Source organism: Notoacmeibacter marinus, from assembly GCF_002238045.1.
Lineage (GTDB): Bacteria > Pseudomonadota > Alphaproteobacteria > Rhizobiales > Rhizobiaceae > Notoacmeibacter > Notoacmeibacter marinus.
On the sequence record NZ_NBYO01000001.1, the window covers coordinates 776,925 to 802,231 of the forward strand.

The 25,307-nt window shown below is 62.2% G+C and carries 23 protein-coding genes; 16 read left to right on the plus strand and 7 right to left on the minus strand.

Annotated features, from left to right (window positions below; translation table 11 throughout):
- The first annotated feature begins 40 nt into the window (after nucleotides 1–40).
- The 7 genes from B7H23_RS03630 to B7H23_RS03660 all read left to right on the plus strand — a co-directional run bounded on the left by B7H23_RS03630 (nucleotide 41) and on the right by B7H23_RS03660 (nucleotide 6,922).
- Nucleotides 41–808 (plus strand): M48 family metallopeptidase, encoded by a 768-nt coding sequence (locus B7H23_RS03630; protein ID WP_094075996.1) that lies wholly within the window; start codon nucleotides 41–43, stop codon nucleotides 806–808.
- A 148-nt stretch (nucleotides 809–956) separates the two neighbouring features.
- The gene (locus tag B7H23_RS03635) at nucleotides 957–1,598 is read left to right on the plus strand and encodes a phosphoribosylanthranilate isomerase (RefSeq protein ID WP_094075997.1); all 642 of its coding nucleotides are present in this window, start codon (nucleotides 957–959) and stop codon (nucleotides 1,596–1,598) included.
- Between the two features lie 572 nt (nucleotides 1,599–2,170).
- Entirely contained in the window at nucleotides 2,171–3,358 is a 1,188-nt protein-coding gene (gene trpB / locus B7H23_RS03640) for a tryptophan synthase subunit beta (RefSeq protein WP_173861894.1), read from the plus strand.
- On the plus strand, nucleotides 3,355–3,672 hold the full coding sequence (gene cutA, locus B7H23_RS03645) for a divalent-cation tolerance protein CutA (RefSeq protein ID WP_094075999.1): 318 nt from the start codon (nucleotides 3,355–3,357) through the stop codon (nucleotides 3,670–3,672). The genes trpB and cutA overlap by 4 nt, the downstream gene beginning before the upstream one ends.
- Complete coding sequence (gene trpA, locus B7H23_RS03650; protein WP_094076000.1) at nucleotides 3,669–4,499, plus strand: tryptophan synthase subunit alpha; 831 nt, start codon at nucleotides 3,669–3,671, stop codon at nucleotides 4,497–4,499. The genes cutA and trpA overlap by 4 nt, the downstream gene beginning before the upstream one ends.
- A 112-nt stretch (nucleotides 4,500–4,611) precedes the next feature.
- On the plus strand, nucleotides 4,612–5,562 hold the full coding sequence (gene accD / locus B7H23_RS03655) for an acetyl-CoA carboxylase, carboxyltransferase subunit beta (protein WP_094076001.1): 951 nt from the start codon (nucleotides 4,612–4,614) through the stop codon (nucleotides 5,560–5,562).
- 67 nt (nucleotides 5,563–5,629) lie between these two features.
- Entirely contained in the window at nucleotides 5,630–6,922 is a 1,293-nt protein-coding gene (locus B7H23_RS03660; protein WP_094076859.1) for a bifunctional folylpolyglutamate synthase/dihydrofolate synthase, read from the plus strand.
- A 90-nt stretch (nucleotides 6,923–7,012) separates the two neighbouring features.
- Here B7H23_RS03660 and B7H23_RS03665 read toward each other — a convergent pair whose 3' ends face one another.
- Entirely contained in the window at nucleotides 7,013–7,375 is a 363-nt protein-coding gene (locus tag B7H23_RS03665; RefSeq protein ID WP_094076002.1) for a VOC family protein, read from the minus strand.
- A gap of 124 nt (nucleotides 7,376–7,499) precedes the next feature.
- Entirely contained in the window at nucleotides 7,500–8,204 is a 705-nt protein-coding gene (locus tag B7H23_RS03670; protein ID WP_094076003.1) for a glutathione S-transferase family protein, read from the minus strand.
- Nucleotides 8,205–8,393: 189 nt separating this feature from the next.
- Between B7H23_RS03670 and B7H23_RS03675 the strand changes: the two genes are divergently transcribed.
- On the plus strand, nucleotides 8,394–8,999 hold the full coding sequence (locus B7H23_RS03675; RefSeq protein WP_094076004.1) for a hypothetical protein: 606 nt from the start codon (nucleotides 8,394–8,396) through the stop codon (nucleotides 8,997–8,999).
- Between the two features lie 49 nt (nucleotides 9,000–9,048).
- On the opposite strand, the gene B7H23_RS03680 is transcribed toward B7H23_RS03675, so the two are convergent.
- From B7H23_RS03680 to B7H23_RS03695, 4 genes are all read right to left on the minus strand, one after another.
- Nucleotides 9,049–9,663, minus strand: a complete 615-nt coding sequence (locus tag B7H23_RS03680) for an alpha-ketoglutarate-dependent dioxygenase AlkB family protein (protein ID WP_094076005.1) — start codon at nucleotides 9,661–9,663, stop codon at nucleotides 9,049–9,051.
- Nucleotides 9,664–9,713: 50 nt separating this feature from the next.
- Entirely contained in the window at nucleotides 9,714–10,307 is a 594-nt protein-coding gene (locus B7H23_RS03685; RefSeq protein WP_094076006.1) for a TetR/AcrR family transcriptional regulator, read from the minus strand.
- 183 nt (nucleotides 10,308–10,490) lie between these two features.
- Nucleotides 10,491–10,946 (minus strand): alternative ribosome rescue aminoacyl-tRNA hydrolase ArfB, encoded by a 456-nt coding sequence (arfB, locus tag B7H23_RS03690; RefSeq protein WP_094076007.1) that lies wholly within the window; start codon nucleotides 10,944–10,946, stop codon nucleotides 10,491–10,493.
- 87 nt (nucleotides 10,947–11,033) lie between these two features.
- Nucleotides 11,034–12,638 carry a phosphoenolpyruvate carboxykinase gene (locus tag B7H23_RS03695; RefSeq protein WP_094076008.1) on the minus strand — a complete coding sequence of 535 codons (1,605 nt, stop codon included), beginning with the start codon at nucleotides 12,636–12,638 and terminating at the stop codon, nucleotides 11,034–11,036.
- A 370-nt stretch (nucleotides 12,639–13,008) separates the two neighbouring features.
- Here B7H23_RS03695 and B7H23_RS03700 point away from each other — a divergent pair, with 370 nt between their 5' ends.
- From B7H23_RS03700 to ahcY, 5 genes are all read left to right on the plus strand, one after another.
- The gene (locus B7H23_RS03700; RefSeq protein WP_094076009.1) at nucleotides 13,009–13,716 is read left to right on the plus strand and encodes a response regulator transcription factor; all 708 of its coding nucleotides are present in this window, start codon (nucleotides 13,009–13,011) and stop codon (nucleotides 13,714–13,716) included.
- A gap of 73 nt (nucleotides 13,717–13,789) precedes the next feature.
- A complete protein-coding gene (locus tag B7H23_RS03705) occupies nucleotides 13,790–15,553 on the plus strand; it encodes a stimulus-sensing domain-containing protein (protein ID WP_094076010.1) in 1,764 nt (587 codons plus the stop codon).
- Between the two features lie 208 nt (nucleotides 15,554–15,761).
- Entirely contained in the window at nucleotides 15,762–16,160 is a 399-nt protein-coding gene (locus tag B7H23_RS03710; RefSeq protein ID WP_094076011.1) for a PTS sugar transporter subunit IIA, read from the plus strand.
- A complete protein-coding gene (locus B7H23_RS03715; RefSeq protein ID WP_094076012.1) occupies nucleotides 16,157–16,450 on the plus strand; it encodes an HPr family phosphocarrier protein in 294 nt (97 codons plus the stop codon). Before B7H23_RS03710 ends, B7H23_RS03715 begins: the two co-directional genes overlap by 4 nt.
- Nucleotides 16,451–16,580: 130 nt before the next feature.
- Nucleotides 16,581–17,975, plus strand: a complete 1,395-nt coding sequence (gene ahcY, locus B7H23_RS03720; RefSeq protein ID WP_094076013.1) for an adenosylhomocysteinase — start codon at nucleotides 16,581–16,583, stop codon at nucleotides 17,973–17,975.
- A gap of 82 nt (nucleotides 17,976–18,057) precedes the next feature.
- Here ahcY and B7H23_RS03725 read toward each other — a convergent pair whose 3' ends face one another.
- Nucleotides 18,058–20,058 (minus strand): methyl-accepting chemotaxis protein, encoded by a 2,001-nt coding sequence (locus B7H23_RS03725; RefSeq protein ID WP_094076014.1) that lies wholly within the window; start codon nucleotides 20,056–20,058, stop codon nucleotides 18,058–18,060.
- A 422-nt stretch (nucleotides 20,059–20,480) separates the two neighbouring features.
- Here B7H23_RS03725 and B7H23_RS03730 point away from each other — a divergent pair, with 422 nt between their 5' ends.
- From B7H23_RS03730 to B7H23_RS03740, 3 genes are read left to right on the plus strand one after another with little or no spacing between them, the layout of a single operon-like run.
- The gene (locus B7H23_RS03730; protein WP_158215756.1) at nucleotides 20,481–22,934 is read left to right on the plus strand and encodes a sensor histidine kinase; all 2,454 of its coding nucleotides are present in this window, start codon (nucleotides 20,481–20,483) and stop codon (nucleotides 22,932–22,934) included.
- Nucleotides 22,931–24,481: a tRNA (adenosine(37)-N6)-threonylcarbamoyltransferase complex ATPase subunit type 1 TsaE gene (gene tsaE / locus B7H23_RS03735; protein WP_094076016.1), complete on the plus strand. Its 1,551-nt coding sequence runs from the start codon at nucleotides 22,931–22,933 to the stop codon at nucleotides 24,479–24,481. Before B7H23_RS03730 ends, tsaE begins: the two co-directional genes overlap by 4 nt.
- Nucleotides 24,478–25,236: a nucleotidyltransferase family protein gene (locus B7H23_RS03740; protein ID WP_094076017.1), complete on the plus strand. Its 759-nt coding sequence runs from the start codon at nucleotides 24,478–24,480 to the stop codon at nucleotides 25,234–25,236. Before tsaE ends, B7H23_RS03740 begins: the two co-directional genes overlap by 4 nt.
- Nucleotides 25,237–25,307: the final 71 nt, after the last annotated feature.

Here is a 25,307-nt window from a genome sequence, read left to right on the forward strand (position 1 = left end):
CGTTAACCTCCTGGAACCGAATCGCTTTATTGTGCACGGCATGGTTGCCGCATCGCCCCTCCTCTTTCAGCGCCGCTCGTCCTCCCAGACGAAGGAAGAACGTCTGCATCCCGTCGGCGAACGGGCGCTGCCGCTCGCCATTCATCGGAACCCGCGCGCCCGACGACTGATCCTGCGCATCGTGCCGGGTGGCCGGGCGCTTCGAGTGACGGCGCCGCCGCAGGTCTCCGAAAAGGACATCGACGCCTTTCTGGCGCGCAATGCCGGCTGGCTCGAAGAGCGATTGGACCGCCACGGCGGCTGTACGCTCGGCATTGGCGGCGAGCTTGCCTTTCGCGGGCGGACCTACAGTATCGCCCATTCCGGGAAGTTGCGGGGTCTGCCGGCATTGACCGGTAACGATACGTCCGCGCCGACGATCCTCGTTCATGGTCCCGAAACGGCGCTCCGCAAGCGCATCGGCGAGTTCCTACGCCGCGAGGCCGAAGCGATGATGGTGCCGCTGGCCCATCGCCACGCCGCGACGCTCGGTCGGTCGATCAAGACCGTGCGCTTTCGCGATACGCGTAGCCGCTGGGGCAGCTGCACGGCGGACGGCACGCTGTCCTTCTCCTGGCGGATCATGATGGCGCCGGATTTCGTGATCGACTATTTGGTCTGCCACGAGGTTGCGCATCTGGCGGAGATGAATCACGGGCCCCGCTTCTGGGCGCTGTGCCGCGAACTATGTCCTCGGGTCGACGAAGCGAAAGCCTGGCTGAAAGAGCATGGCGGACGGCTCCAGGCCGTCGATTTCAGCGGCGGTTGATCGCCGCGCGTTGACCATGACGCGCGGTTCTGGCAGCCATGCAAGCTGTTTTCTTGCACTGCAATGGACAAAAGCATAGATTGGACGACGCGCATTCGTTCGATAGGACGAGTGCGTTTCTCTTGTTCAAGGGTCGGAGCACAAATCGATGGACGTAAAGATCTGCGGGTTGGGCACCGAGCAGACGGTGGATGTCGCAATCGCATCCGGTGCCAGCCATGTCGGCTTCGTTTTTTATCCGCTGTCGCCGCGCCATGTCGGCCCGTCTCATGCCGGACAGCTGGCCAAACGCGCCAAGGATCAGCGCATCAAGGTCGTTGCCGTCACGGTCGACGCCGGCGACGGCATGCTGGACGCGATCATCGAAGCTATCTCGCCCGACATGCTCCAGCTTCATGGCAAGGAAGAGCCGTGGCGCATCGACGAGATCAAGGATCGCTACGGCCTGCCCGTCATGAAGGCGATTTCCCTGGAAGGCGCCGATGATCTGGCCATGATCGACGAATATGCCGATGTGGCCGACCGCCTGCTGTTCGACGCGAAAGCGCCGAAGGGTTCTGCCCTGCCGGGCGGCAATGGCGTTTCGTTCGACTGGTCCATCCTGAGGGACGTCAAGGGCGACTGGTTCCTGTCCGGCGGGCTGTCGCCGGAAAATGTGGGCGCGGCGCTGGAAGTCTGCAACCCCGGCGGTCTCGACGTGTCGTCTGCGCTGGAAAGCGCGCCTGGCGTCAAGGACCCGGACCGCATTCGCGCCTTCTTCGCCGCCATCCGCGAGGCCGAAGCGGCTTAAGACGCGGTCCCTTTCGCTTGTTGTGAAAAGGATGGGCAGGCGAGGCTTCGCCGGGCCGATGCCGTATCTGAGCGCCGGCGGTTTTTTTCATCGCCGGCGGCGCGTCACCGTTCAGGCATGGATCCTCGGATCGAGTCCGAGGATGACGAAGCTCATAAGGTATCGCTTGATTCTGCACCGTCCCAGTACGGCTTTGCATTCGACTGTTCCGTGACAGGCGAACCCAAAAAGGCACGGTCGTCATCCTCGGACTCGATCCGAGGATCCATGCCCGCAACACCCGACCTCAGCACGACGAAGAAGAAACAGCCCGTTTCTCCGTTTGAAGGAGATCGGAAAACCCGGCGTTCGTTTCTAGTGGGCCGAAACGGCCAGATGCCTTCCATCCAAGCGGTGCGTCGCCCTTGTGACTCCCTCCAGGCAGCGACCGCATGTTGTTGCCCCCTACCCCGGCTTTCGCTAGAACGCGCCTTTAGCCTGCCGCGAAGTTGCGGCAGGGTGATCGCATAACCGTTTCCAGTGAAAGTCCGCGCCCCGTGAATTCTCCCCAGACGCCCAATTCCTTTCGCGCCATGCCCGATCCCGAGGGCATGTTCGGCATCTTCGGCGGGCGCTTCGTCGCCGAAACGCTGATGCCCCTGATTCTGGATCTGCAAGCGGAGTGGGATAAGGCGAAAACGGACCCGGATTTCCAGGCCGAGTTGCAGCATCTCAACGCCCATTATACGGGCCGGCCCTCGCCGCTCTATTTCGCCGAGCGGCTGACGGAGCATCTCGGCGGTGCGAAGATCTATTTCAAGCGCGACGAGTTGAACCATACGGGCAGCCACAAGATCAACAATTGCCTCGGCCAGATCCTGCTCGCCAAGCGTATGGGCAAGACGCGCATCATCGCCGAAACGGGCGCTGGCCAGCATGGTGTCGCCTCGGCCACCGTCGCGGCGCGGTTCGGTTTTCCTTGCGAGGTCTATATGGGCGCGACCGATGTGGAGCGGCAGGCGCCCAACGTCTTCCGCATGAAACTGCTCGGCGCGAAGGTCCACCCGGTCACTGCCGGCCACGGGACGCTGAAGGATGCCATGAACGAGGCGTTGCGCGACTGGGTGACCAATGTCGACGACACCTATTATCTGATCGGCACCGCCGCCGGCCCGCACCCCTATCCGGAGATGGTCCGTGATTTCCAGAGCGTGATCGGGACCGAAACGAAGGAGCAGATGCTGGCCGCCGAAGGGCGTCTGCCGGACATGCTGGTCGCGGCGGTCGGCGGCGGGTCGAACGCCATCGGCCTTTTCCATCCCTTCCTCGACGATGAGAGCGTCGAAATCGTCGGCGTGGAAGCTGGCGGCAAGGGGCTCGATGGCGAAGAGCATTGCGCTTCGCTCACCGCCGGATCGCCGGGCGTGCTGCATGGCAACCGCACCTATCTGCTGCAGAATGGCGACGGGCAGATCACCGAAGGCCACTCCATCTCCGCCGGCCTCGACTATCCCGGCATCGGGCCGGAGCATAGCTGGCTGAAGGAAACCGGCCGCGTCGAATATGTGCCGATCATGGACAATGAGGCGCTGGAGGCGTTTCAGCTTCTGACCCGGCTGGAGGGTATCATTCCGGCGCTGGAGCCAAGCCACGCGCTGGCCGAGATCGTCAAGCGCGCGCCGACGATGGACAAGGACCAGATCATCGTGATGAATCTGTGCGGCCGGGGCGACAAGGACGTCTTCACCGTCGGCAAGATGCTGGGGTTCGATCTGTCATGATCGAGGTTCACGTCACCACCCATTCGCGCGACACTGCGCTGAAGCTGGCGAAAGACGCTCTTGGCGAACGGCTCGCGGCCTGCGCCAATATTGTCGACCAGATCACCTCTCTCTACTGGTGGGAAGGGCAGATCGAGCACGACAAGGAATCGCTCGTCATCTTCAAGACGAGCAAGGCCCGCGCCGACGAACTGACCGCCTTCATCATCGCCAATCATGGCTACGATCTGCCCGCGATCATCCGCCACGAAGAGGTCATCCCGACGCCGGAATACCGGCGCTGGGTGCATCAGGAAACGAAAGCCGACCAATGAGCCAGACCCGCATCGACCGCCGCTTCGTCAAATTGCGCGAAGAGGGCCGGCCCGCACTCGTGACCTATTTCATGGCAGGCGATCCCGACATCGAAACCTCCAATGCGGTGATTGCCGCGCTGACGAAGAGCGGCGCCGATATCATCGAACTCGGCATGCCCTTTTCCGACCCGATGGCGGACGGACCGACCATTCAGACGGCAGGCCAAAGGGCGCTTGCCGGTGGGCAGACGCTGCCGAAGACACTGGATGTCGCGCGGCAGTTCCGCAAGAGCGACGACGAGACCCCCATCGTTCTGATGGGGTATTACAATCCGATCTACGTCTATGGCGTGGAGCGGTTTCTGGCCGACGCCAAAGCTGCCGGCATCGATGGGCTGATCGTTGTCGACCTTCCACCTGAGATGGACGAGGAACTGTGCATCCCGGCCCGCCAGGCGGGCCTCAACTTCATCCGCCTCGCCACGCCGACGACGGATGAGAAGCGGCTGCCGAAAGTGCTCACCAACACCTCCGGCTTCGTCTACTACGTCTCGATGACGGGCATTACCGGCTCCAGCCTTGCCACCGATACGCGCGGTGTCAGCGAAGCGGTCGCGCGCATCAAGGCGCATACGGATCTGCCGGTCTGCGTCGGCTTCGGCGTCAAGACCGAAGAGCAGGCGCGGGCCATCGGCGTTGCGGCGGATGGAGTCGTGGTCGGCTCGGCCATCGTTTCCGCCATCGCCGCCGCAAACTCGCCCGAAGGCGCCGCCGACGCCGTATCGACGCTTGTCGGCAGCCTCGCGCGGGGCTGTGCGGCGGCGCGCATACCCGTCGGCGCTTAATCCATTCGAACTGGGGCGGCATGTTTGTCATTGGCATCGGCCAGTCCTACGTGTGACACTAGCAGCGATCGCTCGACCGTCGCCAGGAGCCGGATCAACCGGAGGCAAGACCATGAACTGGATTACCAATTACGTCCGCCCGCGCATCAATTCGATGTTCGGCAAGCGCGACATTCCAGACAATCTGTGGATCAAATGTCCGGAGACGGGCGAGATGGTCTTCCACAAAGAGCTGGAAGACAATTTCTGGGTCATTCCCTCTTCCGGCTATCACATGAAAATTCCGGTCGATGCCCGGCTGAAGAGCTTTCTGGACGATCAGTGGTATGAACGACTGAAACTGCCCTCCGTGCCGCAGGACCCGCTGAAGTTCCGCGATGTGAAGCGTTACACGGACCGGCTCAAGGAATACCGCAACAAGACCGGGCTGGACGATTCGGTGGTCGTCGCGCTCGGTTCACTGGAAGATCTTCCCGTGGTGGTCGCCTGCCACGACTTCACCTTCATGGGCGGCTCGCTCGGCATGGCCGCTGGCGAAGCCATCGTGACCGGCATCATGAAGGCCATCGAGTTCAACCGGCCCTTCATCATGTTCGCAGCGTCGGGTGGCGCGCGGATGCAGGAAGGCATTCTGTCGCTGATGCAATTGCCGCGCACCACGGCGGCGGTCGACATGCTGCGCGAGAAGGGCCTGCCCTATATCGTCGTGCTGACCAATCCGACGACCGGCGGCGTCTCGGCCTCCTACGCCATGCTTGGCGACATCCACATCGCAGAACCCGGCGCGGTGATCGGCTTTGCCGGCAAGCGCGTTATCGAACAGACCATTCGCGAGAAGCTGCCCGACGATTTCCAGACCGCGGAATATCTGAAAGCCCATGGCATGCTCGATATGGTGGTGCCGCGCCACGAATTGCGCCCAACCATCAGCCGCATCCTGCGTATCCTGCTCAAAATGCCGCCCTCGGCGGATCGAGCCGCGATCGAGACGGATGTGCAGGACGATGCCGCTTCTGCTACAACAACCGAAAAGCCAGCGGCGGATCAGCCGGCGGCGGCTTGAGGTGAGCGACGTCAACACCGGCCCGAACCGGACGGAAGACCGCACCGAACGGGCGATCGCACATTTGATGGGCCTGCATCCGAAAGGGTTCGACCTGTCGCTCGATCGGATTGGCCGGCTGATGGACCGGCTGGACAATCCGCATCTGCATCTGCCGCCGGTCATCCATATTGCCGGGACGAACGGCAAGGGCAGCACATCCGCCTTCTGCCGCGCTCTGCTTGAAGAAGCAGGACTGGCCTGTCACGTCCATACCTCGCCCCATCTGGTGCGCTGGCACGAGCGTTTCCGCCTTGGCGGACGTGGCGGAAGCCGGCTTGTCGACGACGATACGCTGGCCGACGCGCTCGACAGGGTGGCCGACGCCAACCGGGGCGAGCACATCACCGTTTTCGAACTGCTGACCGCCACCATGTTCGTGCTGTTCGCCGAACACCCCGCCGATGTCGCCGTGATCGAGGTCGGTCTTGGCGGGCGGTTCGACGCCACCAACATTATCCAGCGCCCGGCGACCAGCCTGATCATGCCGATCGCGCTGGACCACACGGCGTGGCTTGGCGACAAGGTCGAACTGGTCGCAGCGGAGAAAGCCGGCATCATCAAGCCCGGCTGCCCTGTCGTCATCGGCGCGCAGATGCAGGATGCCGCCCGCGACGTGCTGGTCGAGACGGCGGAGCGGCTGGAATGCCCGACCAGCGTCTACGGTCAGGATTTCGTGGCGTTTCCCGATCAGGGCCGCTTCGTCTATCAGGACGGCGACGTGCTGTTCGACCTCGCCATGCCCCGACTTCTCGGTCGCCACCAGCTTGCCAACGCCGCCGCCGCCATCGCCGCCGTGCGCAGCGCCGGTTTCGACATCGGCCACGGCGCTGCCGATCGCGCCATGCAGAGCGTGCAATGGCCTGCCCGAATGCAGCGCCTGTCGCGCGGAGCGCTGGTCGATCTGGCCCCGGCCAACAGCGAAATCTGGCTGGATGGCGGGCACAATCCGGCGGCCGGACAGGCCATTGCCGAAGAACTCGCCGCCCGCAACGAGATCGACGACCGGCCCGTCTTCATGATCGCCGGCATGATCGACACCAAGGACCAGACCAATTTTTTCCGTCAGTTCGCCGGGCTGGTGAAGCGCGTCTTCACCGTGCCGGTGCCGCAGACCGAAGCCTCCGTGCCCAATGACGAACTGGCGGTGAAGGCCAATGAGGCGGGCCTGCCGGCCGAACCGATCCATTCGGTCGCCAATGCGCTGCGCCTTCTGGCCGACAATCAGGAGACGGACGATCTGTCGCCGCGCATCCTGATCTGCGGCTCGCTCTATCTGGCCGGCGCGGTGCTGAAGGAAAACGGGACCGTGCCGGAATAAGCGGGCGTTACGTTATCAGGGGCAGATTGGGGTCCGACGCCTGACGAGGCGTTCCAGCGTTATGCCGCGAATGCGTGCTTTGAGCCCAAACTATCGCGGCGCAAACGCTCTGCTAGAAACCTGAACAGAGTTTCCCGAGGGGTCTTTGGCATTGGCAAAGACGTAGCCATCCGCCTGATGGATTTTGCCGAACGTCAGCCCGTCGCCCTTGGCGGCCTCGCAAAATGCCGCAACGTCTTCGACATCAAACACGAGCTTTACAAGGGCCTGCCCTTCCTTCTGCTTGGCTGACGCAGGATGGAGAAGGATCGAAACGCCAGCGGCTCCGGGTTTCAGTTCTATGATGCGGTCGCCTTCGGCTCGGTGAAGCGAAAAGCCGAAGTGCTTGTAGTAAAACTCTGCCATCTGCTCGATTTTGTTGGTGTAGATCACCAATCGCCCGAGTGCGGACATATCTGCGGCCCTTGGACTGATACCTTTGGGCAAGCATAGAACAAAAGACCACGCCATGTCAGCTTTGTCCGCATAGCCGCCGTCGCTCCACCCGACCGTTTAACACTTCCGACCTTCGTATCCCTCACCCATCCGGATCGGGAATCGTCAGCGCTTTTTGGCTGGCGGGGCGGTCCATACAGGTTTCGAGCCAGCGCGTGACGTTTTTCGCCTCGGTCAGGCCCAGCTCGTCGCCAGCCTTGTAGAAGTCGCGGACGCCCCGCACCCACGGCCAGATCGCAATGTCGGCGATGGAATAGGCGTCGCCGACCAGCCAGGTCTTGCCCTCCAGCGCCTCGTCCAGAACGCCCATCAGCCGGCGGCTTTCGTTCGTGTAACGGGTGCGCGGGTCTTTCTCGCCGAGATCGGTCCTGTCGGCATCCTTGTACTGGCCGAACTGGCCGAACATCGGCCCGATGCCGCCCATCTGGAACATCAGCCACTGGAGGACGGGGTAGCGCTCGTCATCATTGCCGCCCAGGAACGATCCGGTCTTCTCCGCCAGATAAATCAGGATAGCGCCGCTCTCGAACAGCGGTAGCGGCTTTCCGTCCGGCCCGTTCGGATCGATGATGGCCGGGATCTTGTTGTTCGGATTGAGCGAGAGAAATTCTTCGCTCTTCTGCTCGCCATTCAGGCGCACCAGATGCGGCTCATAGTCCAGCCCCGTCTCTTCCAGCATGGCCGACACCTTGATGCCGTTCGGCGTCGGGAAGGAATAGAGCTGGATCGCAGCAGGGTTCTGCGCCGGCCATCTGGCGGTAATCGGGAAGGCGGAAAGAGCGGTCATGAAGCATCCTTGCGACGGGTCGTTGGCACCGACAGATAGGGACCCGGGGTTGGCGTACAACATCGAGAGTGTTGCAGCACCGCCGCGCTTCGGCGACAGATTGTTCAATCCGCCTGGCGCATAGCAGCAAAGGACTGGCTTCCTATTCGATCCGACGTCACAACCGGAAAAACGGATAGGAACGGTTCTGTGAGAACGCATACGACGCTGGGCGCGATCTTTCTTTCCCTGCTGCTGCTGGCGGGCTGCCAATCCGCCTACAAACCAGACGGCGATTATTATTTCTCCACGGTCGAGGTTGCGAAGACCACGGCAAACGGCTCCCCCGCCATTGCCGCCATGACGCGGGACGATCTGCTCCGCGCCGTCGGCGGACGGCCGGAACAAGGCGCTCCGAAGCGGCTCGATGTCACGATCACCGACGTTCATTTCAAGAACCCGGTGCTGTCGCTCATCGTCGGAGACGGCAACCGGATGGCGAGCACGGCGTCGATCCGCGACGCGGCGACAGGGAAGACCGAGTGGGAGCAGAAATTCGTGACCACGGACAAGACCAGTTACATTCTGAACGGCGTGGCCGGCATCGCGGTATCGGCGCTGCAGAACAAGCGGAACGTCGAGGCGAAGATGGCGCGTGGCGCGGCCGAGCAAATCGGCGGCAAGGCGCTCGGCGGCAAGAGCGTTCGGCTCGCGGATACAAAGCCGGTGAACACGACGCTCCCGTCCGAAGGTTCGTCCCCGTTGCGGAGGCCAACAGATGACGCACCCGACGCGGCAGGCGACCCGGTATCCTGACACGCGATAGGATTGACGGGCACACCCGCCCTCCGACCCGCCGGGCCGGTCAACCGGCTTTCGTCACCCGGCGAAGGGTCAGGTTCAGCCGCCCGCCATCCTTCAGGAGGGACGAGGTGCCGGGCAGGATGCGGTCGACGCCATGCCGCGCCATCCTTCCCTCGCCGCCGAGTATTACGATGTCGCCACTGGCAAGGCGGAACGAGCAGGTGCGTCCGCCATCCGCCGGGCCCACCCGGAAGACCGCGGTATCGCCGAGGGAGATGGACAGGACGGGAGCTACCAGATTTTCTTCATCCTTGTCCTGATGCAGGCCCATCCGAGCCGGGCCATCGTAGAAATTGACGAGGCAGGCTTCGGGCGGGTCTGGCCAGTCGGAATGGGTCCGCCATAGATCGAGCAGCATGTCGGGCATGGCCGGCCATGGCTCACCGGTCACCGGATGGGTCGGCTGGTAGCGGTAGCCATGCTCCTTGTCCGTTACCCAGCCGAGCAGCCCGCAATTGGTCATGCGCACGCTCATCGCCTTGCCCGTTCTCGGCATGCGGGGCGTATAGAGCGGCGCTTTTGCCACGACAGCCCTGATCTCTTTCAAAAGATCGGTCTGCGCGCTTTTGTCGAGCGCTTCGGGAATGTAGCGAACGCCATCGGGAAGGGTTGTCATGCTCTGCCAAATGCGGACGGTGCCTGCCAGGGCCGGGACCCTGAACCCGTCTAAATGGCTGCTTCGTGCAGCTTGGCAACCGGCCCGGTCTTCTTGAGAAGCGGCAGGAGCGTCGTGATACAGGCGTAGAACGGCCCAACGTCCCGGCGGATCCGCGAATAGACGATCGCCCCTTCCAGCACCATCAGAACGGTCAGCGCGACCTCCTCCGCCCGATCGATCTCGTGGGACCGGAGATAGGCCGAGTAACAGGCGACGATTTCGCGATTGCAGTCCAGCAAAGTCTGCGTCACTTCGGCCTCGGCCTCGCCAAGGCCGGTTGCGAGCGTCGACAGAACCACGCCTTCGGTGAAATCGGTGTCGATAAGCCATTCGCAGCATTTGTCGCAAAGAAACGTCAGATGATCGATCGGCGGCATATTCTGTTCTTTCGCCAGTTCGAACAGCTGCAATATTCTGGCGGTAAGCGAGCGGACCGCCACACAGGCCAGGTCCGGCTTGCCTTTCGGGAAGTGATGATAGAGCGAACCTTTCGGCGCATTGGCCCGCGCCAGAATCTCGGCAACGCCGGTTGCGTGGTAGCCGCGCCGCTTGAAGAGCATGAGAGCGGCATTGAGAATACGCTCGCGTGTTTTTTCTGGCATGAGACGGTGCTCTTTTTCTGTCCTGCGCCGGTGATGCGTTGTTCTCGCGCTGTGCCGGCCGTGAGCCTGAAGCTAAGCGCCGGTACCAGCATATTCGACTATCGATATGTATATTAGCCACTCTTTTCGTGGCGTGCCGCGGTCCAGAAGGAGCATTGACCTATCCTTTTGGATAGGCAGCTATCAGCCGCCGGGTGGCTGGCGGAGCTTCTTGATCTCGCCGCGCTGGGTCTTGGCCTTCAAACGCCGCTCGATGGAGCCTCTGGTGGGTTTCGTCTTGCGCCGTCTCTTCGGGGGCGGTGCCGACGCCTCCCACAAGAGATCGGCCAGCCGTTGCCGTGCGGCGATACGGTTGGCTTCCTGGCGGCGCTCTTCCTGTGCCTCGATCACCAGTTCGCCATCCTTCGTCGCTCGATTGCCGGCCAGCTCAAGGAGCCGGCGTTTCGTGCGTTCATCGAGCTTGGCGGCGTGGGCGGGCATGAGACGCAGTTGCACGGCAGTCGCGTTCTTGTTGACGTTCTGGCCACCGGGGCCGGATGCGGCGACGAACTTCTCGCTCAGTTCGTGCGGGAAGACGATATTGCCCCGCTGGCCACGCAGCGGATCGTCTATGGAACGGATGGTCGGAGCGCGCGCCATGGCGTCTATTTGCCTCAAACCGCTAAAATGAAAAGGCCCGGCCCTATCTCTCGGGCCGGGCCTAAATTCATCGAGCGCTGGCTACCGCTATTCGGCGGCCATGCGAACCGTCGGCGCGGCATCGTTCACGGCGGCATCGACATGGGGCGCGAATTTGCGGAAGTTCTCGCGGAACATCTCCACCAGCTTGACCGCCTGGCTGTCATAGGCTTCCGGATCGGGCCATGTGCCACGTGGATCGAGCAGGCTGTCGTCCACGCCCGACAGCGAAACCGGCACTTCGAAACCGAAGAACGGATCGATGCGGAACTCCGCATCGTTGAGCGATCCATCCAGTGCGGCCGACAGAAGCGCGCGCGTCGCCTTGATCGGCATACGGTTGCCGACACCGTAGGCACCGCCCGTCCAGCCGGTATTGACGAGCCAGCAGGTCACACCGTGCTCGGCGATCTTCTTGCGCAGCAGATTGCCGTATTCGCTCGGATGACGCGGCATGAATGGTGCGCCGAAGCAGGTGGAGAACGTCGCTTCAGGCTCGGTCACACCCTTCTCGGTGCCGGCCACCTTGGCCGTGTAACCGGACAGGAAGGTGTACATCGCCTGCTCGGGCGTCAGGCGAGCGATGGGCGGCATCACGCCGAAGGCGTCCGCTGTCAGCATGATGATGTTTTTCGGGTTGCCGGCCTGGCCCGTCTCGCTCGCATTTGGAATGAAATGCAGCGGATAGGCGCAGCGCGTGTTCTCCGTCAGCGATGCATCGTCGAAATCGGGCGTGCGCGTATCGTCCAGAACGACGTTTTCGAGCACCGTGCCGAAACGCTGCGTAGTGGCGTAGATCTCCGGTTCGGCCTCGGCCGACAAGCGGATGGTCTTGGCGTAGCAGCCGCCTTCGAAATTGAAGACGCCGTCATCGCTCCAGCCATGCTCATCGTCTCCGATCAGCGTGCGCCTGGGGTCGGCGGAGAGCGTCGTCTTACCGGTGCCGGACAGGCCGAAGAACACAGCCGTGTCACCGGACGGGCCGACATTGGCCGAGCAGTGCATCGGCATGACATTCTTTTCCGGCAGGAGGTAGTTGAGAGCGGTGAAGACGCTTTTCTTCATTTCGCCGGCATAGGAGGTGCCGCCGATCAACACGATCTTGCGGTCCAGATCGCAGGCAACCACGGTTTCGGTCCGGCAGCCATGACGCTCCGGATCGGCACGGAAGCTCGGCAGATCGACGATCAGCATGTCGGTTTCGAAGGTCGGGAGGTCGCTGCGGTCCGGGCGGATCAGAAGATTGCGGATGAAGAGATTGTGCCAGGCATACTCCGTAACCACGCGGACATTGAGCTTGTGGCGCTCATCGGCCCCGCCGGTCAGGTCCTGGACAAAGAGCTCCTTGTCCACCAGATGCGCCTTGAAATCGTCGAAGAGGGTCTCGAAAGCCTGCGGCGACATGGGTTTGTTGTTGTCCCACCAGATCTTGTCTTCATTATCTGCCGTGCGGACGACGAATTTGTCCTTGGCGGAACGGCCCGTGTGCTGGCCCGTCTCGGCGACCAGCGCGCCGCCGCTCGTCAGCGTGGCTTCGCCGCGACGGACGGCCTCTTCGTAAAGCTCGGCCTCGCTGAGATTGTATGCAACCGATACTGCGCCCGTCAGGCCCTGGCTCTCGATCGGCTTGTTGAACGTTCCGGTCGTCGTCATTGCACTGATCCATTTGCTAGCCGCTGGCGGCATTTTCTCCATACCGCGTCTGCGAATGCAAACGGGCGATAGCGCCCGCTACTGGCAAACTCCTGCGGTCATTTCAAATATTTAATCGATTAGCGATGACGGAAAACACCTTAATCGATTAACGCCGTCTTTCGAGCCGCAAGTGCCCTGCGCGCTTGGCATTCGCGCCTCTTGCGCGCTTTCATCCATAGGCCCGCGGGCACCCGGCAGATTGGCAATAAGCACCGGCGGCAGGTCCCTGCCCCTGTTCGCCGCCACATTTTGTACCACATTCGTCCGGCATGCCGCTGGTCCGTCCACAGACCGGGACATCCGAACGAACGCTACGGAAAGGTTCGACATGACGACCATTGCACTCGTCGATGACGACCGGAACATCCTGACCTCCGTTTCCATCGCCCTGGAATCGGAAGGCTACAAGGTCGAAACCTATACGGATGGCGCTTCCGCGCTGGACGGCCTGCAGGACCGGCCGCCCCATCTGGCCATTTTCGACATCAAGATGCCGCGTATGGACGGCATGGAGCTTCTACGCCGGTTGCGCCAGAAATCCGATCTGCCCGTCATCTTCCTGACTTCCAAGGATGACGAGATCGATGAGTTGTTCGGCTTGAAAATGGGCGCCGACGATTTCATCAAGAAACCCTTCAGCCAACGTCTGCTGGTGGAGCGGGTCAAGGCGGTCCTTCGCCGGGCCAGCGCGCGCGAAGCCGCCGCTGCCGGCAAGGTCGGGCCGGATGCGGCCTCCTCCATGGAGCGCGGGCAACTGGTGATGGATCAGGAGCGGCACACCTGCACATGGAAGAACGAGCCCGTCACGCTGACGGTCACCGAATTTCTCATCCTTCACGCATTGGCCCAGCGTCCGGGTGTCGTGAAAAGCCGTGACGCGCTGATGGATGCGGCCTATGATGAACAGGTCTATGTCGACGACCGGACGATCGACAGCCACATCAAGCGGCTGCGCAAGAAGTTCAAAGCTGTCGACGACGAGTTCGACATGATCGAGACCCTTTATGGCGTCGGCTATCGTTTCAGAGAAGTCTAGCGCGAAAGACCCTTCCCCAGCCGCGAATGCGGCGAATGATGGCGCGCCGCAAAGTCCGTCCCGGGCGCGCGCCATGCGGTCGGCTGCGCCGGCGCCGCTGCGCCGGCACTGGCGCAATCTGCCTTTCAACGCCCTGCGCTTTACAAGGCGGGCCACCCGTTATCTGGTCCTCTCCTCCATTACCCGGCGGATTCTCTTTCTCAATCTCGTGGGGCTCGGGGTCCTTGTCGTCGGCATTCTCTATCTCAACCAGTATCGTGAAGGACTGATCGAAGCGAAGGTCGAGAGTCTTTCAACCCAGGCGCGCATCATTGCCGGCGCGATCGCCGCATCCGCTACGGTGGAAACCGATTCGCTTCAGATCGATCCGGAAAAACTGCTGGAACTTCAGGCGGGGCAGTCCATCGTTCCCTCATCGGACGGGCTGGACAGCCTCGTCTTCCCGATCAATCCCGAACGCGTTGCGCCGGTGCTGCGGCGGCTCATTTCGCCGACCCGCACGCGGGCCAGGGTCTACGACCGCGACGGCAACATCCTTCTGGATTCGCAGCAATTCTATTCGCGCGGTCAGATCCTGCGTTACGACCTGCCCAAGCTGGAGCCGGCGGTTCCCACCGTGTTCGACCGGCTGGAAGCGTATTTCCTCAGCCTGTTCGGACGCGACTACATCTCGCTCGATCATGAAGAGCCGGGCATTTCGGGATCCAACTATTCGGAGGTCACCGCTTCGCTGACCGGCGAGCCACGCAGCGTTGTCCGCCGCAATACCGAAGGCGAGACGATCATCGCCGTCGCCGTGCCGATCCAGCGTTTCCGCGCCGTGCTGGGCGCGCTCCAGCTGTCCACCATAGGTGGCGATATAGACGAGATCATCCGCTCCGAACGGACCGCCATTCTGGCGGTGTTCGGCGTCGCTGCGGCCGTGACGATCTTCCTGTCGGTGTTGCTGGCTTCCACCATCGCCAAGCCGCTGCGGCGGCTTTCGGCTGCGGCGGTCCGCGTGAAACGCGGCCTGAAAGAGCGCCAGGAGATCCCGGATTTCTCCGATCGTGGCGATGAGATCGGCAATCTGTCCGGCTCGCTGCGGTCGATGACAGAAGCGCTCTACAACAGGATAGAGGCGATCGAACGGTTTGCCGCCGATGTCGCCCATGAGTTGAAAAACCCGCTGACGAGCCTGCGCAGCGCAGTGGAGACGCTGCCGCTCGCCAAAAACGAAGCCTCCCGGCAACGACTGCTCGAAGTGATTGAGCATGATGTGCGGCGGCTGGACCGGTTGATCACCGATATCTCGGATGCGTCCCGGCTGGACGCCGAACTGGCGCGTGTGGACACCGAACCCGTGGATCTGCGCAAGCTGCTTTCCGACATTGTCGAAGTGGATCGGCAGACCGCCAAGGTGCACAGCAATGCCAAACTGTCGCTGACGATGGATGACGACCATCGCGGCAAACGGGCCTTTGTCGTGTCGGGTCACGATCTGCGGCTCGGACAGGTTTTCTCCAATCTGATCGGCAATGCCCGTTCCTTCGTGCCGGACCGAAACGGCGCCATCTCCATCGAACTGTTCCGGCGCAACAACCGCGTGATGATCTGGGTCGAGGATAACGGGCCTGGCATTGGCGGCGAGGATATCGAGCGGATCTTCGAACGGTTTTACACCGATCGTCCGGAAGGCGAAGCCTTCGGGCAGAATTCCGGGCTTGGGCTCTCGATCTCCCGGCAGATCGTCGAAGCCCATGGCGGTCAACTGACAGCGCAGAACATCGCCGATGAAGATGCGCCGAACGGCATTGCAGGCGCGCGTTTCATCATCGACCTGCCCGCCCGCCACTGACAGCCACCGGCATCCGGTTGCAACCGTATGGGTCGCATGACCGATCACTGTGCTGCTTTGAACACTTCTTCAGCATTTCGCCCTTAAAATCGTCATTTCGCGCTTGCGTTCAGGTCAGAGGACGACAAGATAGATTAAGTGTAACAGTGTGTGACTTCTCAAGGACGACACGAATGCTGCATTGCCGAAACAGCGAGGAAGAACGAGCATGATCGGTCTTGTGCTGGTGACGCATGGCCGTCTTGCCGAAGAGTTTCGGCAGGCCGTCGAGCATGTCGTCGGCCCGCAAGATCAGTTCTCCACGGTGTGCATCGGCCCCGAAGACGATATGGAGCAGCGCCGCCGCGAGATCATCGAAGCCGTCAGCAAGACCGATAGCGGCAGCGGGGTCGTCATTGTCACGGACATGTTCGGCGGGACGCCATCAAACCTCGCCATATCTGTGATGGATGAGGGCCGGGTCGAAGTCATTGCCGGCATGAACCTTCCCATGTTGATCAAGCTGTCCTCGGTACGTGGCAGCGTGGCCATGAAGACAGCGCTCGAAGACGCCCAGACGGCCGGCAAAAAATACATCAACGTCGCCAGTCAGATCCTCGCAAAATGAACGAGCTGGCGACCGATAACGGCATCGTGCGCCGGCTCACCATCTGCAACAAACGCGGGCTTCATGCCCGGGCCTCGGCCAAATTCGTGCAAACCATCGCGGCCTTCGACGCCAAGGTGCTGGTCGAACGCGACGGCCTGACGGTCGATGGCACATCGATCCTCGATTTGATGATGCTGGCCGCCGCCGACGGTGCGGTTATCACCGTGTCCACCAGCGGGCCCCAAGCAGCCGAAGCGATGGATGCGCTTGAAATGCTCGTCGCAGATCGGTTCGGCGAAGCCGTCTAAAGGCTTCTTACGGGCATAAAGTTTTCCTTATATGATGTTGCGACCCCTCCGCTGCTCTGATATGGCGTACGCCATGTCACGGCATCCGATGGACGCCGCTTCCCCCTTTACGAGCTTTCAGGAGCGCTTCATGGCCCAGGACTATGTGATCGCCGATATCGGTCTGGCCGATTACGGACGCAAGGAAATCGAAATCGCCGAAACCGAAATGCCAGGCCTGATGGCCTGCCGAGAGGAGTTCGGCGCAGACAAACCGCTATCGGGCGCCCGCATCACCGGTTCGCTGCATATGACGATCCAGACCGCCGTTCTGATCGAGACGTTGACGGCGCTCGGCGCCGAGGTCCGCTGGGCTTCCTGCAACATCTTCTCCACGCAGGACCACGCCGCGGCCGCCATTGCTGCGACCGGCGTTCCGGTTTTCGCGGTCAAGGGCGAAACGCTGGAAGATTATTGGGGCTACACCGACGCCATCTTCAACTGGCCCGACGGCGAACCTTCCAACATGATCCTCGATGATGGCGGCGATGCTTCCATGTACATCATCCTGGGTGCGCGCGCCGAGGCGGGCGAAGACGTTCTGTCCAGTCCCGGTTCGGAGGAAGAGGAGGTTCTCTTCGCTCAGATCAAGAAGCGGATGGAGCAGAGCCCAGGCTTCTTCACCCGCCAGCGCGCCGCCATCCAGGGCGTCACCGAAGAAACCACCACCGGCGTCAACCGGCTCTATCAGCTTCAGAAGGCCGGGCTTCTTCCGTTCCCGGCGATCAACGTCAATGACAGCGTGACGAAGAGCAAGTTCGACAACAAATATGGCTGCAAGGAATCGCTGGTGGACGGCATTCGTCGCGCCACCGACGTTATGATGGCCGGCAAGGTCGCCGTGGTGTGCGGCTATGGCGATGTCGGCAAGGGCTCGGCCGCGTCGCTTCGTGGCGCCGGCGCGCGCGTCAAAGTGACCGAGGTCGATCCGATCTGCGCCCTTCAGGCCGCAATGGACGGCTTCGAGGTGGTCACGCTGGAGGATGTCGCGCCGACCGCCGACATCTTCATCACCACGACCGGCAATAAGGACGTCATCCGCGTGGAGCACATGCGCGCGATGAAGGACATGGCCATTGTCGGCAATATCGGCCACTTCGACAATGAAATTCAGATTGCGGGTCTGCGCAACATGAAGTGGACCAACGTCAAGCCGCAGGTCGACATGATCGAGATGCCGAGCGGCAACCGCATGATCCTGCTGTCGGAAGGCCGCCTTCTCAATCTCGGCAATGCGACCGGCCACCCTTCATTCGTCATGAGCGCGTCCTTCACCAACCAGGTGCTGGCGCAGATCGAACTGTGGACCAAGGCCGATCAGTACAAGAACGAAGTCTATGTGCTGCCTAAACGCCTCGACGAGCATGTCGCCCGGCTGCATCTGGCCAAACTGAGCGCCGAACTGACACGGCTTTCGGATGAACAGGCCAGCTATATCGGCGTGTCGCCGGAAGGGCCTTACAAGCCGGAGCATTACCGCTACTGAGCCGGTTTTCCGAACCGGACGAAAAGGCCCGCTTCCAGCGAAGGGAAGCGGGCCTTTTGTTTTGCCTATCGCAGTCGGGCGATCAGAACTCGTCCCATTCATCCGCACCGTCGGTTCCGGTTGCGGCGAGCTTCAGCGTGACGGGCGCAACCGGCGCTTCCTGCTTGCGCTGGGCAAAAGCGTGCGGGGTCGCCTTCTTCAACTGATCGCGCAGGGCGTGATCCTTTGAGCGACTGGCAGCCGGTGCATCCTGCATGGCGCGCGACTGGCTGGTCTTGAACCGCGTGATCTCGTGCGACAGCTCGTTCGCCTGCTGCATGAGCTGGTCGGTCGCAGCCGTCGATTCCTCGGCCATCGCGGCATTGTGCTGCGTGACGTTGTCCAGCTCGTTGACGGCGGAATTGACCTGTTGCAAACCGGCGGCCTGCTCCTGGGCGGATAGCGAAATGGATGAGACCACTTCATTGATCTCCTTGACGCCCTTGACGATCCGCTCCAGCGCTTCGCCGGTCTGGTTGACCAGCTTGACGCCCTCATCCACCTGACCGGTCGAGGTCGAAATCAGATCCTTGATCTGCTTGGCGGCATCGGTACAGCGCTGCGCCAGAACGCGAACCTCGGAGGCCACGACCGCGAAACCCCGTCCGGCCTCGCCGGCGCGGGCCGCTTCGACGCCGGCGTTGAGCGCCAGCAGGTTGGTCTGGAACGCCAGATCGTCGATCACGCCGATAATCTCGGAGATCTGCTTGGACGATTTCTCGATATCGCCCATGGCGGAGACGGCGCGCGAGACGACTTCTCCGCCCTTTTCCGCATCCGCACCAGCCTTGGCCATCGTATCGGACGCCTGAACCGCGCCCTCCGCCGTACGGTTCACCGTTTCGGTGATTTCGGTTACCGCTGCGGCCGTCTGCTGAAGCGTGGTCGCCTGGCTTTCGGTCCGGGTCGACAGATCCTTCGAGGCTCCGGCGATCTCGTTGGTGCCGGTCTTCAGCTGTGTGACACCGCGCAAGACATTCTCGATCGTTTCTTCCAGCTGAGACACCGCCATATCGAAATCACGGCCGAGGCTTTGCAGGTTCTCCGGCAGATGTTCGGAGACGCGAACCGTCAGATCGCCATCGGCAAGCTTGTGCAGCGCCTCACCAAGGGCGACGGTCGCTCCGCTCAGTTCGGATGCGGCCTCTTCGCGTTCCTCATCACGGCGGGCGCGGTCGGTCTCGCTCGTCTGGCGAACGTCCAAGGCTTCCTTTTCAGCCTGCAGCTTCTTGATGTCGTTCTGCTGGAAGACCTCGATCGCGCGGGCCAGCTTGCCGATCTCGTTGGTGGCGTCGCGATAGGGTACATCGACATCGTGATTGCCGTCAGCGATTTCCGATGCCGTATCGGTCAAGTGAGGAATGGGCCTGAGGAGCATCCGCGAAAGAAGCGCCATGGTAAGAACCGCACCCATCAGAACAAGAAGAGAGACGATCAGAAGCGGCTTGGCGACCTCGGTGAAGAGGCTGTCGATCTGCGCCTTGTCGATACCGGCGTAGAGAATGCCATTGATCTGCCCATCCGGGCTGTAGATGGGCGAATAGACTGTGTAATACGGCGTGCCGAGGACGATCGCCTCGCCGGTGTAGACCTCGCCGCGCATGATGACCGGATAGACGGTGCCGTTCTGGCCCAACTGCGTGCCGACTGCCCGATCGCCGTCCGGCTTGACGATATTGGTGCTCTTGCGCCAGAAATCTTTGGTTGCGTCGTCCCATTTGAACAGCGTCACGGTTTCGCCCGTCACCTGGCCGATCTCATCGATCAGGGCGTGATCGGTGAATGTTTCGGGAATATCCGCCATTACGATTCGCTGGATGTCGCCATGGGCATCGGTCGAAATTTCCACGCCGTCGAGATCGCGGCTTATGATGGCCGCAGCAGTGCGCAGGCTGATCTCGTGCCGTTCATTCGCCTGGGAAACGATCTGCCCCTGAATGCTGGAAAAAACTGCAATTGCGACGGCTCCAAGAGCGATCGTGACCACGCAGGCTGTCGCCAGGGAAACAATTCTCGCCAGGCCGAATTTTAGGTGAGGCTTCATTTTAGGGTACTCTCCGGTGCATCAACTGAGAGCAACCCTTGCGCGTATTCCGTGTAAATTTAATTAAATACGTTGTTTTTGCCGAGCCCTGAATCGCCTTCCGTAACGGTCCCGTCCGAACCGCCAGGCGACGCTTAACCTTTTGTGCGCGCTTTGTTGCACTTTTCGCGAATCCACCCCTCGGCTATGCTGTGATTCGGCTTCACCGTGCGGGGTCCGGTGCCGGTCAGGGGCAGTGCGGCACTGAATACCCAGCGAGGGTGAGGGAAGATATCCGGCGGAGCGGCTCGCCGGAGCATGTATTCTTCGTGTTGCGTATGTTCGCGCCACCGGGCGAGCGGGCCGTCCGACAGCCGGTTAAGAGGGGTTCAAGGGTGCCATACGAGGATGGCGGACAGCACGCAGCCGATGGTTGTCGGCTCATGCCGCTGCGCATATGCGGCGGCGGCTTCGCCATGGGCGGGGCCGCTCTGATGGTTCTGGCTACGACGGAACAGGCCGAAGCGGCCATTCTGGCAGATCTGTCGACCGCCAATGTGATCATGACGGCCATTCTGGCCGGTGTGCTGGGCGCCGCCTTTCTGCTGACCTTCTGGATGATCCGCGAGCGCGGACGGGCCGATGCGCTGAACGAGGAACTGCGCAACCGCGTTTCGGATCTTGCGTCGGCTCTGCAACGCAATGAAAGTCTTCTCAATCTGCGGGATCAGCGACTGGTCATCTGGGCGCGTCAGGAAGAGGGCCGGGCCGAACTGGTCGGCCACCTGCCGCCAGATTGCGGCGCGCCGCATGAACGGTCGGCCTTTCTCGCCTTTGGACGATGGCTGACCGGACGCACCGCCGCCGAACTGGAAACGGCGATCATCGCCCTCCGCGACAATGGCGAGCCCTTCGACATGATCGCCGCCAGCCGGAACGGTACGCTGATCGAGGTGATTGGCCGACTGACCCCACACCACAGCATCGTGCGCTTCCTGTCGGTTTCGGCCATGCGGGCGGAGCATGTGGCGCTGAAGGCGGAGCATGACGAAACCCGCAAATCGCTGCATCTGTTGCAGGAGCTGGCGGAGGCCGCGCCGCTGCCGGTCTGGATGCGCGATGGCGATGGAACGCTGGTCTACGTCAACCCGGCTTATGGCCGCCTGACGGGTCTGGATCGCGAGAAGAATCCGGCGGAGCCCCCCGTCGAACTGCTCGACAATGCGGCACTCGAAATGTTCAACCGCCGGCATGGCGCTGAAACGCGAACCCGCCAGGAGATGGGCCTTGTCGTTGCCGGCGACAAGCGCCAGCTCGACATCACCTCCGTTCGAACCGCCGAGGGCGGGGCCGGTCTCGCCGTCGACCGTACGGAGACGCTGGCCCTGCGGGACGAGCTGGAGCGGATGGCACAGAGCCATGCCCTCACCCTCGACCGACTGAGTACCGCCATCGCCATTTTCGACCGCGACGAAAAGCTCCGTTTCTACAATCAGGCTTTTCAAAGCCTGTTCGGAATGGATACGCCCTTTCTGGAAAGCGCGCCGTCCAACACGCTTCTGCTCGATCGCCTGCGACAGGAGCGCGTTCTGGCGGAACAGCCGGAATGGCGGCGCTGGAAAGACAATATTCTTTCCGCCTACCGGGCCATCGAAAGTCAGGAGCACTGGTGGCACCTGCCCGACGGACGGACGATTCGCGTGATCGCCAATCCGCAACCGAAGGGCGGGGTCACCTGGATCTTCGAGAATTTGACGGAGCAGATGGCGCTGCAGAGCCGTTATACGCAGGCCATGCGCGTACAGGGCGAGACCCTCGAAAACCTTGCCGAAGGCGTCGTTGTGTTCGGGCCTGACGGCAAGATCCGGTTGGCCAATCCCGCCTTTACCAGCCTGTGGAGCCTGCCCGCCGATCTCGTCAAGGAAGGCGTCCATATCAGCGCGGTGCGCGCCGCCGCCGATGCCGAACATGGCGAGACGCCCTGGGCCGGTCTTCTATCGCTCGTCACCGGCTTCGACGAGAGCCGTTCGACAAGGCAGGGAACGACGGAGCTTTCCGACGGAATGATCCTCGGCTGGACAGCAGCGCCGCTGCCAGCCGGACAGTTCATGGTGACATTCGTCGACCAGACCGACTCCGTCCGTGTCGCCCGAGCGCTCAAGGACAAGAACGAAGCGCTGCAGCGGGCCGACCAGCTGAAGAACGATTTCGTCCAGCACGTTTCTTACGAATTGCGCAGCCCGCTGACCAATATTATCGGCTTCACCGACCTCCTGGCCACCGGCATGGCCGGACCACTCACCGAGATGCAGGGCGAATATATCGATCATATTTCCACTTCATCGGCCACATTGCTGACGATTGTGAACGACATCCTGGATCTTGCGACGGTGGATGCCGGCATGATGCAGCTGGAGATCGAAGAGGTGGATGTGCCGGCCCTTCTGGAGCAAAGCGGAACGGCGATTGCGCCGCGTCTGGACGAAGACGATCTGGGCCTCGTCATCGTGTCGAACCACGCGCCCGCGCAGATCAACGCCGATCCGGAACGGCTTCGGCAGGTCCTTCAGAACCTCCTCAGCAATGCCGCCAATCACGCGCCGGCGGGCAGCACGATCGAACTATCCTGCCGTCAGACGTCGAATGCCGTGGAGTTCTCGGTTCATGATGACGGACCGGGCGTCGATCCGGCCGTACTGGCCCACGTGTTCAAGCGCTTCCAAACGGGCGGACGGGCGGGCCAGAAGCATGGCGCCGGCCTAGGTCTCGCCATCGTCAAAAGTCTCGTCGAACTGCATGATGGCGAAGTGCGCGTCGAAACCGGCCCCGAACAGGGCACGACGGTAACGTGCCGCCTGCCCTACTCAGCCTCCGGCCTAACCCACGCTGCGGAATGAGCGCCGTCGTACCGACATTTCGAGCCGGTGAGAATAACGGGCCGGAGAGCTTTGCCATCGCCCTGCCGACCGAGGCGGCAACGGTGCGTCTGGCCGAGGATCTGGCGCTGTGCCTCGAACCGGGCGATCTCGTGGCCTTGTCGGGCGATCTGGGAGCCGGCAAATCCTTTCTCGCAAGAGCGCTCCTTCGAGCCCTTGCCGATGACGATTCCCTCGATGTGCCGAGTCCCACCTTCACGCTTGTTCAACATTATAACGGGCGTCTGCCGGTCGCCCATTACGATCTCTACCGGCTGGACGAGGAAGGAGAGCTGGATGAGCTGGGTCTCGACGAATGGCTGGAAGACGGCGCCGCGCTGGTCGAATGGCCGGAGCGCGGCGGCAAATCCTTGCCGCGTGCCGCGCTGGCCATCCAGATAGCCATCGAAGGAACCGGCAGGCAGGCTGTTTTGACCGCAACACCGGACTTTGCGCCGAAGCTGGAGCGAAGCCTTGGCATTCGCAGCTTCCTCAACGCAGGCGGGCGCAAGAGCGCCAAGCGCAGGTTTTTCTGCGGCGACGCCTCCACGCGATCCTACGAGTCGATCCGCCTCGACGGCGAGGAAACGGTTCTGATGAATGCTCCCGCCCAACCGGACGGGTCGCCGCTCGCCGACTATGGCGTGCCCTACAGCCAGGTGGCGCATCTGGCGGAAAATGTGCGCGCCTTCGTGGCCATTGCCGGCGAATTGCGCCGCTTCGGGCTTGCCGCACCCGCCATCTTTCAAAGCGATCTCGATGCGGGGCTCCTTCTGATCGAGCATCTTGGAACGGATGGTATTCGCAGCGCCGGCCCTTCTGGCGGGGAGCCCGTCGCCGAGCGCTACCTCGCAAGCGCGCAAATGCTGGCCCATCTGCATGCCCAGCCCGTGAGCCGGACAATCGCGCTTGATAAGGGCCACCCGTATGAGATTGCCGATTACGACCGCCGCGCCATGGTCGTGGAGATCGATCTATTGCCGCAGTGGTACATGTCCTACAGATTGCCTCAGGCCGACGCCAGCTCCTTCGCGGCAGCCTATCACAAGGCATGGGAAGCGGTCCTGAACGCCCTTTCGAAAGCCGAGAAGGGCCTCGTTCTGCGCGATTTCCATTCTCCGAACATCATATGGCGGCCGGACCGCGAGGGTCTGGGCCGGATCGGCCTCATCGATTTTCAGGATGCGGTGATCGGCCCCCTCGCCTACGATGTTGCGTCCCTTGCACAGGACGCGCGGGTGACGGTGCCGCCCGAACTGGAGCGCGCCATCATCGACGCCTATTGCGCGGCCCGCGGTCCAGACTTTGACCGGAACCGGTTCGAAACCGCCTATGCGATCACCGCCGCACAGCGCAACAGCAAGATCGCCGGCATTTTCGTTCGGCTCGACCGGCGCGACGGAAAATCGGGCTATCTGACCCATCTGCCGCGTATCGAAGCCTATCTGCGACGAAACCTGGCTCATGACGCGCTCGCCCCGCTCCGTCATATCTACGCCGAAATCGGCCTGTCGGTGAACGGCTCATGAGCGTTTCAACGCCCGCTCACGCCATCGTCCTGGCCGCTGGCCTCGGCAAGCGGATGCGCCCTCTGACCGAGACGCGGCCCAAACCGCTGGTCGAAGTGGCGGGCCGCAGCCTTCTGGACCGTGGACTCGACATGCTGGCCGCGGCGGGCGTGGAGCGCTGCGCCGTCAATGTCCATTATCTGCCGGACCAGATCATCGATCATCTGAACCGCCGGGGCGACATGGCATTCGTCGTTTCGGACGAGCGGGACCGTCTGCTCGATTCCGCCGGCGGGATCATCAAGGCCCTACCGCTGATCGACGATGCGCCTTTCTACCTGCTCAATTCCGATACGTTCTGGATCGACGCCGGAACGCCTGCTTTGTCGCTGCTGAGCCAGCGGTTCGATCCGGCGAGGATGGATATGGCGCTTCTTCTTGCCGACAGTCAGACCGCTACGGGTCATAGCGGCGGCCTGGATTTCGCCATGACCCCGGACGGCCGGCTTCTTCGCGCCGGCGCTGACGAAGCCGCCGACCTGCCAGCCTATATTTATGCCGGCGCGGCCATCGTGTCGCCAGCCATCTTCGCCGATGCCAAAGCCGAGCCGCACTCGCTCAACCTCTACTTCGACCGCGCCATTGAAGCGGGCCGCCTGTTCGGTGCCGTCCTGCAAGGGCGCTGGATTACGGTCGGCACGCCCGACGCCATTCCCCCGGCGGAAGAAGCCGTCACGGGTTCGGACAGCAAGGCGGCGCGCCGGGCCATCGGCTGAGTGCCCGCTTCGAACGGTTGTTGCAAGGATCGTGGATAGCGGGCCGAAAAGCACTCCGCGTCTGGTCCCCG